This window comes from Marinifilum fragile (assembly GCF_963677365.1).
Lineage (GTDB): Bacteria > Bacteroidota > Bacteroidia > Bacteroidales > Marinifilaceae > Marinifilum > Marinifilum fragile.
This window is the reverse complement of record NZ_OY781962.1, coordinates 3,846,812-3,865,393: the sequence shown is the minus strand read 5'-3', so window position 1 is coordinate 3,865,393 and position 18,582 is coordinate 3,846,812. Positions and strand designations below refer to the sequence as shown.

Annotated in this window: 17 protein-coding genes; 7 read left to right on the top strand and 10 right to left on the bottom strand. The window is 35.6% G+C overall.

Translation table 11 applies throughout. The features are described from left to right. The first annotated feature begins 67 nt into the window (after positions 1 to 67). Positions 68 to 835 (top strand): exodeoxyribonuclease III, encoded by a 768-nt coding sequence (locus ACKPCA_RS15475; protein ID WP_321279910.1) that lies wholly within the window; start codon positions 68 to 70, stop codon positions 833 to 835. A 403-nt stretch (positions 836 to 1,238) separates the two neighbouring features. Here ACKPCA_RS15475 and ACKPCA_RS15470 read toward each other — a convergent pair whose 3' ends face one another. From ACKPCA_RS15470 to ACKPCA_RS15445, 6 genes are all read right to left on the bottom strand, one after another. Continuing rightward, entirely contained in the window at positions 1,239 to 2,825 is a 1,587-nt protein-coding gene (locus tag ACKPCA_RS15470; RefSeq protein WP_054715062.1) for an aspartate:alanine exchanger family transporter, read from the bottom strand. 106 nt (positions 2,826 to 2,931) lie between these two features. Next, positions 2,932 to 3,642, bottom strand: a complete 711-nt coding sequence (gene pepE, locus ACKPCA_RS15465) for a dipeptidase PepE (RefSeq protein WP_321279909.1) — start codon at positions 3,640 to 3,642, stop codon at positions 2,932 to 2,934. A gap of 46 nt (positions 3,643 to 3,688) precedes the next feature. Further along, positions 3,689 to 5,695: a tetratricopeptide repeat-containing sensor histidine kinase gene (locus ACKPCA_RS15460; protein ID WP_321279908.1), complete on the bottom strand. Its 2,007-nt coding sequence runs from the start codon at positions 5,693 to 5,695 to the stop codon at positions 3,689 to 3,691. A 120-nt stretch (positions 5,696 to 5,815) separates the two neighbouring features. Continuing rightward, entirely contained in the window at positions 5,816 to 6,874 is a 1,059-nt protein-coding gene (locus ACKPCA_RS15455; protein ID WP_321279907.1) for an outer membrane beta-barrel protein, read from the bottom strand. Positions 6,875 to 6,938: 64 nt separating this feature from the next. Continuing rightward, the gene (locus ACKPCA_RS15450) at positions 6,939 to 8,039 is read right to left on the bottom strand and encodes a hypothetical protein (RefSeq protein WP_321279906.1); all 1,101 of its coding nucleotides are present in this window, start codon (positions 8,037 to 8,039) and stop codon (positions 6,939 to 6,941) included. 11 nt (positions 8,040 to 8,050) lie between these two features. Continuing rightward, the gene (locus ACKPCA_RS15445) at positions 8,051 to 8,536 is read right to left on the bottom strand and encodes an RNA polymerase sigma factor (RefSeq protein WP_321279905.1); all 486 of its coding nucleotides are present in this window, start codon (positions 8,534 to 8,536) and stop codon (positions 8,051 to 8,053) included. Positions 8,537 to 8,689: 153 nt separating this feature from the next. Between ACKPCA_RS15445 and ACKPCA_RS15440 the strand changes: the two genes are divergently transcribed. The 6 genes from ACKPCA_RS15440 to ACKPCA_RS15415 all read left to right on the top strand — a co-directional run bounded on the left by ACKPCA_RS15440 (position 8,690) and on the right by ACKPCA_RS15415 (position 13,954). Beyond that, complete coding sequence (locus tag ACKPCA_RS15440) at positions 8,690 to 9,496, top strand: 5'-nucleotidase, lipoprotein e(P4) family (RefSeq protein WP_321279904.1); 807 nt, start codon at positions 8,690 to 8,692, stop codon at positions 9,494 to 9,496. Between the two features lie 108 nt (positions 9,497 to 9,604). Next, a complete protein-coding gene (locus tag ACKPCA_RS15435) occupies positions 9,605 to 10,495 on the top strand; it encodes a DUF4271 domain-containing protein (RefSeq protein ID WP_321279903.1) in 891 nt (296 codons plus the stop codon). Between the two features lie 37 nt (positions 10,496 to 10,532). Continuing rightward, entirely contained in the window at positions 10,533 to 11,291 is a 759-nt protein-coding gene (locus ACKPCA_RS15430; RefSeq protein WP_054715037.1) for a uroporphyrinogen-III synthase, read from the top strand. A gap of 79 nt (positions 11,292 to 11,370) precedes the next feature. Then, the gene (rnpA, locus tag ACKPCA_RS15425; protein ID WP_321279902.1) at positions 11,371 to 11,817 is read left to right on the top strand and encodes a ribonuclease P protein component; all 447 of its coding nucleotides are present in this window, start codon (positions 11,371 to 11,373) and stop codon (positions 11,815 to 11,817) included. After that, entirely contained in the window at positions 11,801 to 11,998 is a 198-nt protein-coding gene (gene yidD, locus ACKPCA_RS15420; RefSeq protein WP_245625798.1) for a membrane protein insertion efficiency factor YidD, read from the top strand. The genes rnpA and yidD overlap by 17 nt, the downstream gene beginning before the upstream one ends. A 267-nt stretch (positions 11,999 to 12,265) precedes the next feature. Next, a complete protein-coding gene (locus ACKPCA_RS15415) occupies positions 12,266 to 13,954 on the top strand; it encodes a S41 family peptidase (RefSeq protein ID WP_054715031.1) in 1,689 nt (562 codons plus the stop codon). Positions 13,955 to 14,065: 111 nt separating this feature from the next. Here the strand turns inward: ACKPCA_RS15415 and ACKPCA_RS15410 are convergent, their stop codons facing one another. The 4 genes from ACKPCA_RS15410 to ACKPCA_RS15395 form a co-directional block, all read right to left on the bottom strand. Next, complete coding sequence (locus ACKPCA_RS15410; RefSeq protein ID WP_321279901.1) at positions 14,066 to 14,632, bottom strand: GNAT family N-acetyltransferase; 567 nt, start codon at positions 14,630 to 14,632, stop codon at positions 14,066 to 14,068. 18 nt (positions 14,633 to 14,650) lie between these two features. Then, complete coding sequence (polA, locus tag ACKPCA_RS15405; RefSeq protein WP_321279900.1) at positions 14,651 to 17,425, bottom strand: DNA polymerase I; 2,775 nt, start codon at positions 17,423 to 17,425, stop codon at positions 14,651 to 14,653. Between the two features lie 167 nt (positions 17,426 to 17,592). After that, positions 17,593 to 18,042, bottom strand: coding sequence for a 6-pyruvoyl trahydropterin synthase family protein (locus tag ACKPCA_RS15400; RefSeq protein ID WP_321279899.1), 450 nt, complete (start codon positions 18,040 to 18,042; stop codon positions 17,593 to 17,595). A gap of 44 nt (positions 18,043 to 18,086) precedes the next feature. Continuing rightward, on the bottom strand, positions 18,087 to 18,386 hold the full coding sequence (locus ACKPCA_RS15395) for an ArsR/SmtB family transcription factor (RefSeq protein WP_054715022.1): 300 nt from the start codon (positions 18,384 to 18,386) through the stop codon (positions 18,087 to 18,089). Positions 18,387 to 18,582: the final 196 nt, after the last annotated feature.

The window sequence follows — 18,582 nt, the reverse complement described above, 5'->3', positions numbered from 1 at the left end:
AATATGGTACTTATCTTTACTAAATTGCATTTCGAATCATTCGTTGCTATAAACACACACTAGATACATGAAAAAAATAATTAGCTACAATGTAAACGGTATTAGGGCTGCATTGGGGAAAGACTTGATTGGGTGGTTGAAAGAAGAAAATCCTGACATTTTATTAATTCAAGAAACCAAAGCACAGCCTGAGCAGATTGAATCTCATTTGTTCGAGGAGTTGGGTTATCATTGCTACTGGTTTTCTGCCGAGAAAAAAGGATACAGCGGTGTTGGTATTTTGAGCAAGGAAAAACCTGATGCCATTGTTACAGGAGTGGATAACGACAAATACGACATAGAAGGAAGAGCCATAAGAGCCGATTTTGGAGATATTTCGGTTTTTAGCACCTATCATCCATCCGGAACCACAGGAGGGCCAAGACAGGACTATAAAATGGAATGGTTGGCCTATTTTCAGGAATATATCAATGAACTGAAAAAGGAAAGACCAAATCTTGTAATTGGTGGCGATTTTAACATCTGCCATAAAGCCATTGATATCAGTAAACCCGAGAAGAAAAAAGGCGTTTCAGGATTTTTACCGGAGGAAAGAGAATGGGTAAGCCAATTTCTGGAAAGTGGTTTCATCGATTCTTTCCGTGTTTTCGATCAGTCTCCAGATAAATATAGCTGGTGGAGCTACCGCGCTGGTTCCAGAGCCAAAAACCTGGGTTGGAGAATCGACTATCACATGGTAAGTGAAAGTTTGCAGGAAAAACTTAAAGGCGCCTCAATTCTTGCCGATGTTGTGCATTCCGATCACTGCCCTATTGTTGTTGAAATGGAATTTTAAACTATTTTTCGATTATTGATGCTCTCACTAAAGTGAGGGTATCAATTTAAACCAAATTACAGGATTTTTAGCTTTTTTCTTCACAAAGAACATCATTGGAAGTGATACACCCATGAGTGAATCGATTGATTCCATATTTTCATAGCAAAGAGACACAAAGCACAATGAAAAAGACAGAAATAAACCCTACTCTTTAGTCTTGGACAGAGAAAAACCTGTCTTGGGGGCTTTGGCTAAATGTCTTGGAGCAGTTAACTCTTGTCTTGGAAGAAGTTTTTATGTGTCTTGGAGCTCTTTACCTTGGTCTTTATGCGCTTCTTCCATGTCTTGGAACATCTTCCACCTTGTCTTGCTAATAATGCTTTTTGTCTTGTTGATATATTTTCTAGTCTAGCACCCAACTTTACAGCATACTCAGTATCTGTACACAAACAATTAAAAACACCATTGCAATGGGATAAACCGTTGCATAGGCTATGGATTGTGCACTGGAATCTGACATGCCATCAACTGCAGCCAAACCTGGAGTACTGGTCATACTGCCTGTTAATGCACCCAGTAAATTAAGAATGTTCATTTTTAATACGAAGTGCCCAATTAGGGTGGTAAGAATCATTGGCAATAAGGTAATTGCAATACCTATTGCAAAAAGTGCCAAACCCGATTCCTGAAAGGTTTGTACCAAATGAGCTCCCGCACTGGTTCCCACTACGGCTAAAAACATGAGTAATCCAAGCTGTCGAAGCAATTGGTTTGCCGACCCCGACATGGTCCAAAGGATAGGCCCCGTTTTTCCTATTCTACTTAAAACCAAGGCTACCATAAGTACACCTCCGGTTAGTCCAAGGCTGAAGGTAAATTCATCGGAAAAGGAAATTTTTAACTTCCCTACCAACACACCAAGCACAATTCCTGTCGCAATTGGAAAGAAATCCGTATCAGATAACTTCTTACTATCGTTCCCAAACAGGTGACGCACGTTGTTGATATTAGCGGTTCCACAAGCTACAACCAATTTATCACCAAAACGGATTTCTGATTTTGAACTGGCTACCATATCAATACCTGCTCTACGGATACGGGTAATGCGAGCATTGTAATTGGCCAAAACGTTTAACTGCCCAATGGTTTTATTCACCACCTGCTTGTTGGTTACCAAAACCGACTCCACCACATAATCGCGGCTTAAAGGGATCTTTTCCTCTGTCTCTTCTCCAATGATCATTTTGGCTCTCTCCAAAGCCTGTTCGGTACCAATAAGCTTCACAATATCGCCAGCTTCTAAAATGGTATTTGGTGTAGGAACAATACTTTCCCCATTGTGCATGATTCTTGAGATATTGGCTTGGGTCATCGATCGAATTTTAAGCTCGGCAATGCTTCTGCCAACAATATTTTCATTCTCAACTACAAAGTTTTTATTGAATAGTTCAGGAAAATTCTGCTGAGCCTCATCTTCCAGCTTTTGTGCTTCTTTTTCAATATCCACTTTAAACAGTTTCGGATACATTCTAACAAATAGAATCACTCCAATAACTCCGAAAGGATAGGCAATACCGTAACCAATGGATGCCATTGCTGATTGGGTAGATTCGATAGCTGCAGCAAGTCCGGGTGTACTGGTTAGCGATCCCGTTAACAATCCTATGGCAATAGCGGTATCGATTTTAAAAATCAAGGCAAGTAAAATGGTAATTAAGGAGGCACTACCAACCAAAATAAAGGCCAAAACAATCAGCTCTCTCCCATTCTTTTTAAAGGATTCGAAAAAACCAGGTCCGGCCTGAATTCCAATGGTAAATATGAACAGGGTAAGTCCAATATTTTGGATATCCTTAGGAATGCTTACTCCAAAGTGCCCAAAAACCAAGGCAACAAAAATAACTGCTGAGACATCTAAAGAAATTCCTTTTATTTTAATGTTTCCAACAATAAATCCGATAGCAACAATAAGAAATAGAACAAAATAAGAAGATGAAAGTAAGTCCATGAGTAAGTGTTTGTTTAAACTTTTATTTCGGCCACAAAGGTAGAAATTCAAAACAAAAAAAGCGATTAAGTCTCCCTAATCGCTTCTTTATATTTTAGAAATGATCTTATTTCAACAAGAAATTGAAATCGTCATCTGCACTTAGTTCGTAAGTTTCAATGCCGTTCTTAAAGATTCTACATTGTCTGTCACCAATTAACTTGATGTTGTCATCCTCTACCAAAAACATTGTTGCTTCTCTCAAACCAGCAATGTATACATCAGGATTCAATACCATAAATTCGTTGATACGATCTTCACGAGTTTCTCCTCCATGTCCTTCAGGATTTTTGTCCAAATAGTGTGGGTTGATCTGGAAAGGAATCAAGTTTAGTGCATCAAATCCCATAGGGTCGATAATTGGCATATCGTTGGTTGTTTTGATGGTAGGACAAGTTAAGTTTGATCCTGCACTCCAACCAATGTAAGGAGCCTTTTCGTTGATCACTTTATTGCGAATTGGCTCAGTAAGGTTGTACTTGTGAATCAAATGAAGCAGGTTCCAGGTACTTCCTCCACCAACAACAATAGCCTCTGCTTCTTCCACTGCCTGTATCGGATTTTCGAAATGGTGAATCGAGATGATATCGTGTCCCACTTCGTTGAATCTTTCTTTTACTTTGGCTTCGTAATCATCGAAAGATACAGTTACTCCTGCGTAAGGAATAAATAATGCTTTAACTGGTTTATCTCCAAGAAACTCTTTGATATTGTGTTTTGGATAATCCAGATACGCTTCCCCTGGATTCGTAGAATTACTGATCAGTAATAATCTCATTTGTATTTAAATTTAGTTTATGCTAATGTGTATTTCAGCTCTAAATTTAATTATTAATCAAGAAAAGAAGAGGCTCTTTTTCTACTAATTCCAAATATTTTTCCTGATTCATTGGACGTCGTGGAATGATAAAAGCAAAAGTACTTCCCTTATCCACTTCACTACTGACAAACATTTTACCATGATTTTTATTCAAGAAATCACGACACAGAGTTAAACCTAAACCAGTTCCCTTCTCAGCAGCAGTTCCATCCGTGGTTTTACCATCGTAAATGTTATCTATTTGGTCAGGTAGCATTCCAATACCATCATCAATTACCGATATCTTAACAAAGTGTTCCCCTATTTCTGATTTAATCTCCACATTACCACCTTTATTGGTAAATTTAATGGCATTGGAAATCAGGTTTCTCAAAACGGTGTTAATCATGTTCCAATCAACAAACACCTCGATATTTGGGTTCTCTGAAGTAAAGAGGTTAATGGATTTAATTTTAGCCAAATCACTCAATAAGCCAATGTTGGAATTAATGATTGAACAAGCATCAACCATTTGTTTATTGGCTGAGAGTGACGATGTTTGATTTTTTGCCCAATACAAAAGGTTTTCCAGAAGTTCATAAGCATTATCTGAAGAATGAAACAGAGCTTGTAAAAACTCCTCCTTATCTTCCTCTGTAAGGTCTAAATCCTCCTCGCTAAGGTACATTCTTAAGCCATTACTGATATTGCCAATTGCTCCTCGTAAATCGTGCGCTATTAATGAAAACATCTTATCCTTGGTATCATTGGCAACGCGCAGCTTATCTTCACTTACTTTAATTCTCTTCATGGCTTCAATCAGTTCTTCTTGATGCTGATGAACCAAGCTGTTCTTCAAATGCAATAATTCGTTGTCTTTCAGATTATTTCTGTACCTGATAATCAAAATAAATATCACCGAAATAAATACCATTAAAATCAATAGTCCAACAATATACTGGCGAGTAATTTTTAATTGCTGTTCCTGATTTTCATCCCTTAAAACCTGATTTTCCTGGTTCTTGATGCTAATTGCATGGCGCGAATCCAACTCTTCAATCTTACTGCTTAATTTATCATCCGCAATCGAATCCTGGTATTGTTGCAACTTTTGAAAAGCCAATACAGATTCTTTTTGTTTGCCATTTTTGATATGGTAATTGGCCAAAATTCTGTAATAATCACGATATAAGCGTTTAGATTTAAGATTCATCGCAATGGTGTAACCTCTGTCCAAATGTTTTTTAGCTTTGGATAACTCTCCATTTTGAATGTACAATTGAGATAAATCTAACTCGAATGCTCCACTTTTAAAGGTCGCTCCATTTGATTTATGGTATTGCAATGCATCTTGGTAAATTCCGATAGCCTTATCCGTTTCACCAATTTCTGCATACATTGATCCTAAGTCATTTAAAACGGATTGTATTATTCTTTCACGAGATAATTTTTTACCAATTTTAAGTGCTATTTCAAAATGCTTTTGAGCTTCATCGAATACACCAATCCCTTTGTAATACAATCCCAACAAGTTCTCACAACCTGCAATTCCTCCCTCATCACCAAAGGTTTCGTAATAATTGAAGGCTTGAATGGTATAGGAATATGATTTATTCAATCGGTTGGTTTCATAATAAACCGTTGCCAATTGCATGCTGATATCAGCTATTTCTTTCTTGAAGTTATTTTTCTCGGCATAATGGTGTGCTTGGAGAAGATAATCTAACGAATTATCAAGTTGGTTATCATAGTAGTATGCAGTCCCAACATAAAACATCGCTTTTATAATTTCAGGAGTACTCTCTAGTGATTGTGCTGTTCCCAGCGCATGTTTAGATTTTTCTATTGCTTGGGCAGGATCGATGTTCCAATAAAATTTACTAAGATCCAGTAAAGCATTCAATTTATTTTGACCTGCCGAAGAACCATATCGCTTTTGTAGGCTGTCCAAACTAACTTGAGCTTTGAAGCTGTCAAAACCAAAGGATGGTAAGCATAATATTAGTAATATATATAGGGGAAATCTTTTCATGCCCCTAATATACTATTTTATGCTAAAAATATCAATATTGGTCAAAATTGCACAGTTGTAGAAACAAAATAGCCAGACTTCAATAAAATCTGGCTATTTGTCTAAGTTAGAATTTTAATCTTAAAAGCTAACTAATGTGATCCCTACTGTAAACGGTGTTAAATCGGGACCTTTACCACCTTCAAATAATTCGGTTAATCCGTAAGTTGCAAAAAAGTTTAAAGAACGATAACCAATACGAGCGTGTGCTGCATATCTCAAAGTCTTCAATTTAAAATCATCATGATCTTTTACTTTATCGCCTCCATGTTTGATTTTAGTATGTGAACCTAGTCTTAATCCTCCTACAACACCAGTAGACATGTGAATTCTTCTCTTCTTATATTTTACAGGAATTTGAAATTCCATTAACAGTGGAACCGTAAGGTATAAGCTTGTTAGTTTTGTCTTTTTAATATTCCAATCAGGATGTGCAACAGATAAATCTAAAGGTTGTATCACTCCATTTACTTTTTGCAAAGTAATATCGTTATCAAACCTGTAATTGTTCCATTCCAACCCCAAACCTGTAACTATACCTATTGTATTTCTCTCCTTTTGTAAGCTGATATCGTACTGCAAGAAATTCAGGTTAACGGCAATAGATTTTGCCATATCCAAATCCATAAAATCATAGGAATAACCTGTATAATCTTCATTTGCAAAACCATTTATACCCATTTCAAACCCTGCCCAGTGTCCTCTGAAATCAGGTTCTTTTTCCATAAAGAATTTATCTTGGTCCGGATCCCAAGGATGCACTTTCTCAATCTTAATTCTGGTTCCGTGCCAACCATCTATAATGTTAATCTGCTTTCCTCCAATTCTGATTTTAGTCGTATCCCGGCCTTCCTGATAAGCAAATTTTCCAATCCTACCAACTTTAACCTTGCCTCCTTTTTCGTTTTGCACAGCCTTAACTACATCTTTGTTCATGAACTCCACTTTCATGGTATCCTGGTGCTCAATCTGCTGAAAAGTTTTCTTGGTTTTGGCTTTTTTCTTTTTATTGGACCAGCTATCTTCAATTAAGATTTTTTTCTTCTTAAGTGTATCTGTTTTTAAAGTATCGATTGTATTCTGAGCGTAAGCACTACATCCAATTGCAAGTGCAAAATACATTACAAGTAATTTCTTCATAACAATGTTTTTAGATAATTCTATGGGTAAGACGAATCAACAGCCCATTAGTTACACGTAATTTTTATTTTATTGAGGTAGAAAAGCCTAAACCTTTGGTATTGAAGTTTAAACGTGTTTTTTCTGTTTCTGAATCGTATTGCTTTTCCAACTGTACTTTTTTTCCAGCAATCTCTCCTATCTTGTCAACTCCCATTTTTGCAACTGCATAAAGCAATGAATTGCTTTTTCGTTTAGCTTTTACACTTGATTTCCAAGACATGCCTAGATTTGCCAAACCCGTGTTAACGGGAACCTCATTCATTTTCTTATTCTGATTTTCAATTTTTTGCTCAAACACTTCAACATTGGCCAAAACTTCAAGTTCAGCTGTTTTAATAACTTCAGGCAAACTGATTTTTTGAGCCTCGGCTTGCTGATTTTTTGATGGGTTCTCAACAACTGCATTTGCAGTAACAATCCTATCTAATTTTTTTTCTAATGGTTGGCTCTTTGCAATCACTTTTTCAACTTCCTGATTGACTGTGCCGACTATCTCTTGCTTTGCTGTGTTAGGTTCAGACTTAATTCCAACCAACTTTTCGAACCTATTGGAATCTTTAGCTGGTGCAACTATCACTTTTTTTACAGAATCATTGTAGGCAACTTTTTTAGCTGAGTCATGTTCTGCACTTGTATCTGAAATGGAAGTATTCCAAACCGAAAAAAGAAGCAATACCGATGCAGCAATTCCCACTCCGGAAATCATCCAATAAGGAATAATCTTACGTTCCTTTCTCTTGAGCTCTTCCTTATCGGGATAAATAATATCAAAATCAGCTGTAAGCTTTGTTTTTTCATACAATTGATATTGAGCTTTGCCAATAAGATCATCGTTCAAATATTTCGTGAAAGCAATCTCTTCTTCTTGCTCTAAGTCACCTTCCAATTTGGCTACACAGAAATCCTCAAAATCTGTTTCAAAAGGAATCTGTTTCAATGATGATTTATCGAAAGTTATGTTCTCCTCCTCCAACTCTATCAGACACATTTCGTCCAATTCCTCCTTTAAATCAGGATTAATAGCAAGGAAACTTTCCAGATTTTTCTTCTCTGAATCGTTTAAATTTCCTTCCAAATAATCAAGAAAGAATTCTTCGTAATTGTATCTGTCTATTCTTCTCATCATCAATCTTGCTACACCAATGTTTCTAAACTACCAATGAAACTTTTCAAATTTTTCCTGGCTCTGTAAATGTAAACTTTCACCTGCGATTCACTTAAATCGGTAATCTTGGCAATTTCTGCATAGGAATATCCTTCATAATCCCTCAATAATATTACAGATCTTTGAATATCTGAAAGTTTCTCCAATGCAATATTTAAAACCTCTTTTAAATCGCTATACTGTTCCGAATGTGAATATTCTTTTACATCAACTTTCTCAAAATCTTCTTTTCTTTTCTCTCTTCTTATCACATCTATCATGGTATGATAAGCCGTTGTGAAAAGATATGACTTTACTTTCTGATAATTTACATTCTCAATATTGCGCCACAACTTCTCGAAACTGTCTTGTACGATATCACGCACTTTATCCTCATCTTTAATGTTTTTGAGGATAAAGCGAAACATGCCATCGGCATACTTGTCTACGCTTTTATTGTACTCTACAGTGTTCATTTAGGCCAGTTTCATATCTAGGACGCACAACATATTTGAAATGTTACAGCTATTTTTTATTATCTTCGAATTTAAACCATTTATTTTTCCTTTCCGTGTAAATCCGATCACCAAAAACGAAGGTGAAAGTTTAAAATTATAACACAAACTCACATGAGAAAAATATTTTTTGCGATTCTAATCGCTTCTGGCCTGTTTGCTTGTCAGCAAAATCCTGCAAACAAAAAGGATTCACAAAACCCAAATGAACATTTGGTAATGGCTACTCTATGGTATCAGAGAGCATCTGAATGCAGAGCATTATACTTTCAGGCATTTAATGCGGCCAAACTATCTTTAGACAAACAGTTGGCAAGTTATTCGGGTAATAAGGCGAAAGCGGTTGTGGTTGATATTGATGAAACAGTTTTAGACAACAGCCCTTTCGAAACCAACTCGATTAGAACAGGAAAATCATACTCATCTGCAGCATGGAAAGAATGGACCGATATGGCAAAAGCTCAAGCAACACCAGGGTCCTTGGAGTTTTTAAAATATGCAGAATCAAAAGGAGTTGAAACTTTTTACATCTCAAATAGAGATACGACTGCAACAAAGAAAACATTACAAAACCTTAAAGAACTAGGTTTTCCTTTTGCAGATGAAGCACACATCCTGCTTAAAACACAAACTAGTGTAAAAACTGTAAGACGAAATAAAGTGAGCGAAACTCATGACATTCTGATTCTTGCTGGAGATAACATTGGAGACTTTGATGAAATCTTAGAAGATCGATCGGAAAGTTATGGTTTTGGAAAAGTTGATGCCATGAAAGATCTTTTTGGAGGAAAATTTATTGTGCTACCTAATCCGATGTATGGTTCATGGGAAAGACAAGCACTGAAGAGCGACAAAAAGCTAAATGCTGATGAAAAAGAAAAGCTCAGAGTTAAACGCTTAGTTGGATACGAAGAAATTTAAAACCAAAAGCCCGTAAGAAATTTGCGGGCTTTCTTTTGCTTCATGTAAGAGCTCAATAAAATAAAATTATCTTTGTAATCAATTAGTGGTAATGGTACACGAATTATAATGGCTTTCATCAACTCATCAGTCTCCCCCGTTCGTAAAACGGCATTTCAAGATTCTTCTATTCAAGTCAATTTTAAGCTAGATAGCTTAAATAATGGGAAAGATACGACTGATCAGACAGCTGGCATTATTGCTGATAGTACAATAACAGACTCTATTCATCTGAATCCTATCCCTCTTCGAGATTCAATTCTTACTGATAGCATTGAAAGACCATTAATCAAAGAAGGAAAATTAATTGAGAGCTCTCAAAGTGATTGGATGGTTGGTGTTAGTCTTTTTGTGGTAATTCTGATGGCAATTATTCGATTTTCATTCAGCAAATACCTTCAACGCCTTATTGATGCGATTATAAATTATCAAGTTTCAAACAATTTGTTTCTTGAAAAAAATATGAGAAACCTTCGAGGAAACATTTTCTTGAACGGATTGTTCTTTATTAACGTTTCTTTTTTTGCAGTACTTTATTACAACTATTGGTTTAGCGGTTCTGATAATAAAACAAGCTTGCTTACCTTCGTTTACACCTTAGCTGTTTTTCTGCTGATTTATTTCGGAAAATTTGTTGTTATAAGGACATTAGCATACATTTTTGATGGTGCAAAAGAAGGAAAAGAGTACCTACACACCGTTTTTATCTACAATAAAAACCTTGGAATTTTTCTTTTACCGGTTACACTTAGTGTACCTTTCATAGCTGATTTTGCTGCATATTTACTACTTAACGCAGGTTTAGTTATTGCTTTAATATTTTATTTGTTTCGCCTATTTCGAGGGATTAAAATATTATTTCGCAAACATGTTTCAATATTTTATATGATTTTGTACCTTTGTGCCTTGGAAATTTTGCCCTTACTCGTGATTTACAAACTGTTAAAATCATTGGTATAAGGCGGTGTAATGAATTGTTGAACTAAACTCTAGTGTTTTGAGAATCAAGACTATACTGGTATCGCAACCTAAGCCCCAAACTGAAAAGTCACCGTATTTTGATTTGGCAGAAAAATACAATTTGAAAATTGATTTTCGTCCTTTCATCCAAGTTGAAGGTGTATCAACCAAAGAATTTAGACAGGAACGAATCAATATTCTGGATCACACAGCTGTTATCTTTACAAGTAGAACAGCAATCGACCATTTTTTCAGAGTTTGTGAAGAATTAAGAATTACAGTTCCAGATGACATGAAATATTTCTGTATTTCTGAATCAACTGCATTCTATCTTCAGAAGTATATCGTTTACAGAAAACGAAAAATCTTCTTTGGAGAAAAACGCTTCGAAGATTTGATGGATATTATCGTGAAGCACAAATCAGAAAAATTCCTGATTCCACTTTCAGATATTCATAAACAATCAATCCCTGCTTTACTTGATAAAAACAAAATCAAGTATACGAAAGCAATTTTGTATCGTACTGTAAGTAGCGATTTATCGGATTTAGCAGATGTAAATTACGATATTCTGGCTTTCTACAGCCCTTCAGGTATTGCTTCTTTGTTACAAAACTTCCCTGATTTTGAACAGAACAATACCATTATTGCTGCATTTGGCCCTGCTACTTCAAATGCTGTTAATGAAGCGAACTTAAGACTTGATATTCAAGCCCCAATGCCTCAAGCTCCATCGATGACAATGGCTTTGGATCAATTTATCAAGAAATATAACAAAGACAATAAAGACAAATAGTCTATTGTAACATAAAAATAAAAAGGGGAATTTGTTTTCCCCTTTTTTTGTCGATTTTTGTAGTATAAGCCTGAATAGAATGACACGTAAGACACGTTTTACTTTTGAAAAAGCTGAAAGACTCACTCACAAGATTCTTATTGGCAAACTATTTTCCGAAGGAAACGGATTTACCTGTTATCCTTTTCGTGTGGTTTGGAAAGCTGCTGATCTTCATTCTGATTATCCAGCACAAGTAGCCATAACAGTATCGAAAAGAAACTTTAAACATGCGGTAAAACGAAATCTTTTAAAGAGACGAATTCGAGAAATTTACCGTTTAAATAAGCACAAGCTTTACGAAGAACTAGAGAAAAAAGAAGTTCAAATTGCTTTTATGATTGTATATCTTCCTAAAAAAATCATGGAAACAAAGGATATAGAAGAACAATTGAAGAAAGCAATGCAACGAATTCCACGAGAATATGAAAAACATTCTAAACCTACTGAAGCAGGCAATTCTGTTCATCATGATTCTGCCGATTAAGTTCTATCAGTATTTTATTTCTCCCCTTACTCCTTCTGCTTGTAGGTACACTCCTACCTGTTCTTCCTACGCCATTCAAGCTTTAAAAAAACACGGTCCTTTTAAAGGATCCTATCTTGCCATCAAAAGAATTTTATCCTGTCATCCCTGGGGCGGACATGGTCATGATCCGGTTCCTTAAAAAAAGGAATAAGATATAAGCAGAATAATCATCTACAATTAGAAAAAACTATTTAGCCCGTTAATCGTAAGCTTATTAGGAATTATTCTGGCACATTCATTGTAATTCAATGCAATAGGGTTAAGAAATGTTAAAGGTGTTAGATTTCCATTGGGATTGCCTATATTTGTTATTACCTACTAATAAAAAGATACTGCTAAGTAATTAGTGTGTGATAGGGAAATCTCCGCAAGGGTTAATTAAAAATATCAATTAAAAAAGAAATATATGAAGCTTCGAGGAAAAAGAGGAGCCATTTGGATGCTGGCTATTCTACTGTTTTGTAGTGCAGCATTTTTCGGGTTCAGCAGGGATGAGAGAAATTTTGAAATCAGTAAAAACCTGAATATTTACTACACCATGTTCAGAGAATTGAACTTGTTTTATGTAGATGAGATTGATCCTGGTGATTTGGTAAAAAAGAGTATGGATGCCATGCTTAAAACTCTCGATCCATATACCACATACATATCCGAATCGGAAATTGAAGATTTTAAATTGATGACCACTGGTGAGTATGCTGGAATTGGAGCTTTAATCAGCAAACATAAAGGTGAAGTCATTATTGCAGAGCCTTATGAAGGATTTCCTGCCTACACATCTGGCTTAAAAGCAGGTGATGTGATGCTTGAAATTAACGGAACTTCTGTAAAGGATAAAAGTACGGATGATGTTAGCAATCTTTTAAAAGGACAACCAAACGTTCCTCTTACCATTAAAATTAAGCGCCCGGGTGTAAAGAAAACCATGGAGAAAAAGTTGGTTCGCGAAAAAATTCAGTTAAAATCGGTTCCGTATTATGGCATGCTTACCGACTCAATTGGATACATTCATCTAAACCAATTTACTAATAAGTCGGCAGGTGAAGTTAAAAATGCATTGAAAGAGTTAAAAGAACAAAATGCAAAATCAATTGTACTGGATTTAAGAGGAAACCCAGGAGGTTTGCTTGATCAGGCGATTGAAATTACCAACCTATTTGTGAATAAAGGTGAAGATATTGTAAGTACAAAAGGAAAAGTATCGAAGTGGGACAAGAGCTACAAAGCAACAAAGTCACCTGTTGATTCAGAAATTCCTATCGCCGTATTGGTGAACAGAGGATCGGCTTCAGCATCTGAAATTGTTTCTGGAGCAATTCAAGATCTTGACAGAGGCGTTGTGATCGGTAACAGAACATTTGGAAAGGGATTGGTTCAAACCACCCGAAATCTTACTTACAACACCAAATTAAAGGTTACTACAGCCAAGTATTACATTCCTAGTGGAAGATGTATTCAGGCTTTGGATTACAGCCATAGAAACGAAGATGGAAGTGTTGGTAAAATTGCTGATTCCTTGATTACAGAATACCATACAAAAAATGGCCGCTCAGTATACGATGGTGGAGGTATTCTTCCTGATGTAAAAATAGATCCTGAGACCTATAGTATTTTAAGTGTAAATATGATACGTGATTTCATGTTCTTTGATTTTGCGACCCTTTATGCAAACAGAAATGAGAGTATTGCATCAGCTAAAGAATTTGAGGTTAGTGATGAACTTTTTAATGAATTTGTAGCGTTTGTGAAGGAAAGTAAAGACTTCACGTACAAATCAGAAAGTACTGAGATCTTAAAAGCTTTGAAGGAATCGGCCAAGGGAGAGAAAAACTTTGATATCTCTACTGATGAATTTGCAGCTTTAGAGGCGAAATTAGCACCAAATTTAGATCGTGATATAGAAAGATTCAAAGACGAATTAAAAGAGCTTCTGGCTCACGAAATCGTGAAGAGATATCACTACCAAAAAGGTGGAATTGAATTCAGCTTGCGTGAGGATAAGGCTTTATTACGTGCCATCGAAGTTCTTGAAAACAATAGCGAATACACAGGTATTTTGAATGGCAGTATTGGATTACATGCAATTAATAAGTAAAAAGTAGATAAGGCAAAGGATAAGATAATTTCCTGAAGCTAATAGAATTGATATTTAAAAAGCTCATTCTTTCTGTAGAAGGAATGAGCTTTTTTTTTAATATTTTATCGACTAAGATGAACATCTTTTTATTTGTAAATGCTCCATCTTTTTCCCTGCCAGAATCTTTGGGCCAATGATTTCAAAGCCCAAATTTAAATACAATCTTTTTGCTTTTGGGTTATCATTATCTACTAACAAACCAATTGTTACCTGTTTTTTACAAACATATTCGTCAATCAAAAATTGAAGTAATTTAGTGCCTAAACCTTTACCTTGCCAATCAGGATGTACACCTATACAGTCGATATAATACTCTCCATTTTGTGTTTCATCCTCCGGATTGAATTCCCTATTAAACATCATATTTATTTGATCAGCAACAGGTTTTCTAAGATCATATAAATTCCCTCCATCGTAAATATTGGCTACTGCAACTATTTGCTTGTTTTTTTCTACTACCCAACAATTTTCATAAGAATATTGATTTGCTTCTTTGCTAACCAGGTTCTCTATAAGTTGAATTGCCTTTTCAAATGAATTTTCTCCAATAAACTTATAAACAATATCCTCCATTGCCAACATCATATATGTTGCAATTGCTCCAGAATCTTCTACCTTCGCCTTTCTAATCATCATATTTTTAGATTCCATTCTTTAATGCGCTTCCAGCCAGTTCTCTCCTACTCCCATATCTACGATAAGTGGAACAGATAATTGAATTGCATTTTCCATCTCTTCACGAAGGATCACTTTCATTTGTTCCAATTCGGATTTTAAACAATCAAAGTTCAATTCATCATGCACTTGAATGATCATTTTCGACTGCATTCCCTCCTTTTTCATACGTCTATCGATGTTAATCATTGCAATTTTAATTACATCGGCAGCTGATCCCTGGATTGGAGCATTAATAGCATTTCGTTCAGCTACTCCACGTACAATGGCATTACTCGAGTTGATATCTTTTAAATACCTACGTCGTCCCATCAAAGTCTCCACAAATTCGTTCTCACGTGCCTTCTCAATACTGGCTTCCATAAAGGCCTTTACTTCAGGATAAGACTCAAAATAACCATCTTTAAGTTCTTTTCCTTCCTTTCTCGAGATGTCCAATCGTTCAGCCAATCCCCAGGCTGAAATACCGTAGATAATTCCAAAATTGGCAGTTTTGGCACGAGATCGCATTTCCTTGCTTACCTCTTCAATTGGCAGCTTGTAAATTTTTGCTGCCGTTGCCTGATGGAAATCTGCAGCATGATTAAAGGCATCTATCATGTTTTGATCTTTGCTCATGTGAGCCATCAAACGCAATTCTACCTGCGAATAATCGGCAGAAAGAAATACATGATCTTCAGTTGAAGGAACAAATGCTTTACGAATATATCTTCCTTGCTCTGTTCGAATTGGAATGTTCTGCAGGTTTGGATTTGTAGAACTCAATCGACCCGTTGCTGCTTCCGCCTGATTAAATGATGTATGAATTTTGCCAGACACCTGATTAATGTAGGTTGGTAAAGCTTCTACGTAAGTTGAAATCAATTTTTTCAGTGATCTGAAATCCATAATTTTTTGAATGATTTCATGCTTGCCCTTAAGTTTGGCTAGTACAGCTTCGGAAGTTGAGTACTGTCCAGACTTGGTTTTCTTGGCCTTGCTGTCTAATTCCATCTTCTCAAACAACACCTCTCCCAATTGCTTCGGTGATGCTACATTGAATTCCACACCCGCTAATTCTTTGATTTCTGCCTCAATCCCATTTACCTCTTCATTTAGCACTTTGGCGTAATCATTTAGAGTTGGAACATCAATCGATACACCATTGAATTCCATATCAGCCAAAATGCTCATTAAAGGCATTTCTATCTCATTAAACAGCTTTATTAGGCCATTAGCCTCCATTTGCTTTTCAAGCTCTGATTTAAGCTCTAAACCCAGCACAACTTCTTCGCAATACTGATCATGCTTAACAGGTTCTTCATCCAACATCAAACTCAGTTGAGCTTTTTTACCCTTCCCTTTCTCTTCTTCTTGAATTACATTGTAGTTTAATACAGAATTGGCCACAAATGAAAATTCATGCTTTAATTCCGGTTGAATCAGATAATGAGCAATCATGGTATCGAAAATTGGTGCTTTTACTTCGCAACCCAACCAACGAAGTGCCAAAATGTCTTTTTTGCAATCATGTCCAATTTTGATGATTTTTTCATCTTCAAAAATGTATTTGAATTCCTGAGCCACTTTTTTGGCTTCCTCTGAATTTTCTGGAAATGGAACAAAAAAAGACTTGTCACTCTTAAATGAGAAGCACATTCCTCTCAATTTTGAAGTGTTTGGATCGGAATCAGACAAAACTGTTCTAAAAGCAAATTCTTTTTGAACACATAATTCTGCTTTCAAATCAGCTCTTACTTGCTCATTATCAATCATGAAAAACTTACAATTTAATGATTTTACATCTCTGAGAATCATTTCTTTTTCCTCTATCGGAATACTATCCGTAGATTTCTCAGTCTGTGAGACAAAAAGATCAGCTTGATTTTTAAATACTCTTTCAGCAATTGTAAAAAATTCCAATTCCTTAAAAACAGCTCTTAACTTGGCTTCATCGAAATCGATCAATTTAAATTTCTCTTCATCGAAATCTATAGGAGCATTCAATGCAATTTTTGCCAACTCTTTCGAAAATCGAACCTGCTCTTCCGAAGCCACAATTTTTTCTTTCTGCTTGCCTTTTAACTGATCAGTATTCTCATAGAGTCCATCTATGGATTTATACAATCCAATCAATTTTTGTGCAGTCTTTGGTCCAATACCTGGGCAACCTGGAATATTATCAGCAGAATCTCCCATCAAACCAAGGTAATCGATGATCTGATCAGGATGATCGACACCAAAGTTTTCTTTAATCTCGGGAATTCCCCAAACTTCCACCTCTTTTCCTGATCGTTTGGGCTTGTACATGAAAATATTTTCACTCACCAACTGGGCATAATCCTTATCGGGTGTCATCATGTAAACCGTATAGCCTTTCTTTTCTGCTTTTTTTGCAAGGGTTCCAATAACATCATCTGCTTCAAAACCTTCCACATCCAATTCAGGAATATTAAAACCTTGAATTATACTTTTAATGTAAGGAATGGATTTACGAAGATCCTCAGGCATAGGCGGACGCTGGGCTTTGTACTCTTTGAACATCTCATGACGAAAAGTTGGTCCAACAGGATCAAAAACAACCGCAATATGCGATGGTTTTTCTTTCTCCAAAACTTCAAGCAGAGTATTGGTAAATCCAAGCATAGCAGAAGAATTAATGCCAGTTGAAGTAAACCTTGGATTTTTGATAAATGCGTAATACGATCTGTATATCAAGGCAAAAGCATCTAATAAAAATAGCTTTTTGCCGGAATTACTAGCTGATGAGTGCATAAAAAATGTATGTATTAAATGTATTCAAACAAAAATACAAGATAATACTGCTATCGCAATTATCAATGAGTAAATATTAATGAATAATTCCAAGATGGAATGTAAATTAAGAGCAATAAAAAAGCCCGAATCTATAATTCGGGCTCATCCTATGTTTTTTTACGGTATTATTCATTATCGGAAGCATACCACTCTGCAAAAGAGGTTGCTGTTTCATGCAGTTTTAATGAATGAAGCTCCACTCCTTTAGGTAGTCTAGCCCTAATCCTATCTGCAAAATCGGCAATCATATTTTCGCAAGTTGGCTGGTAATCCATCACAAAAAAACGATCGAACATCTGTGGGATATTTAATTGATCAATATTTGGAGTATCCTTACTAAGAACCAATGCATGGTCCAGTTGATCAACAACTTCCTCTGATACTATCCCCTTCAATTCTCCAAAATCCATTACCATTCCCAATTTAGGATTTGTTTTATCAGTAATGGGCTCTCCAATTACTGTAACAAACAAAATGTAAGAATGACCATGAATGTTTTTACACAGTCCATCATAGTTCCATAAAGCGTGTGCCATTTCAAAGCGGAACTCTTTTGTTAATCTAATTTTTGCCATTGTTTATTTCATAAAAAAAACCGGTATCATCCGGTTTTAAATCTTTATCCATGTGTGCAATTGCTGATACAATCAACAATATTACTCAAACTACAGTGTTTTAAGAAATAATAAGTGTTTTTTCCCTCACGTTTTGATGAAAGTACACCTTTATCCTTTAAAATTCCCAAATGATGAGAAGTTGTAGATTGTTCTATTTTTAGTAATTCATGAATTTCAGTCACCGTCAGTTTCTTGCCATCTTCCAGATAACCCAAAATTGCAATTCTCATTGGATGGGCGATTGCTTTTAGCATATTGGCCGCCATCTCTAGTTTTTCAGGTTCTAATTCTTTAATTTTCATACACTAAGATTATTCACGTAAATTATCAAATGCAAATATATAAATATATTCGTGAATGAAAGGCATAATCATATCGAAATATTTAAATTTCTCGTTTTGTATATAATTTATTTGTAGTCTTAATAAAAACGAGATATTTGTATCTGGAAATTTAGATCCAGCAGGTCTTCCATCAGAAGTTTTAATTATTAACTTT